This window comes from Marinobacter salinexigens (assembly GCF_008370345.1).
Lineage (GTDB): Bacteria > Pseudomonadota > Gammaproteobacteria > Pseudomonadales > Oleiphilaceae > Marinobacter > Marinobacter salinexigens.
The window spans coordinates 1-423 of record NZ_VTUU01000128.1; the positions used below are offsets into that span (position 1 = coordinate 1).

Here is a 423-nt window from a genome sequence, read left to right on the forward strand (position 1 = left end):
CATCTACTGACCTGTGACCTCCGCATTTCCAAACAGCCCGACGACGAGCGAGCTAGCAGAGCGGCAGGCACCTCCCTCCTCAAGGAACATGGCCCGCATGCAGAAGTTGGCAGTGGCGACGGCGGCCGTGGTGGCCTTGGTGCTGCTGGCGGCGGCGGCGACCTCGGAGGCGGCCATCAGCTGCGGGCAGGTGGCGTCGGCCATCGCGCCCTGCATCTCCTACGCGCGCGGCCAGGGCTCGGGGCCCTCCGCTGGCTGCTGCAGCGGCGTCAAGAGCCTCAACAACGCCGCCCGCACCACCGCCGACCGCCGCGCCGCCTGCAACTGCCTCAAGAACGCCGCCGCCGGCGTCAGCGGCCTCAACGCCGGCAACGCCGCCAGCATCCCCTCCAAGTGCGGCGTCAGCATCCCCTACACCATCAG

1 protein-coding gene is annotated in these 423 nt (G+C 70.7%); it reads left to right on the plus strand.

Going from position 1 to position 423, the window contains the following annotated elements; all coding sequences use genetic code 11:
• Positions 1–97: 97 nt before the first annotated feature.
• Positions 98–423: non-specific lipid-transfer protein (locus FWJ25_RS20935; RefSeq protein WP_188093690.1), on the plus strand; the 326-nt coding region annotated here is incomplete at its 3' end.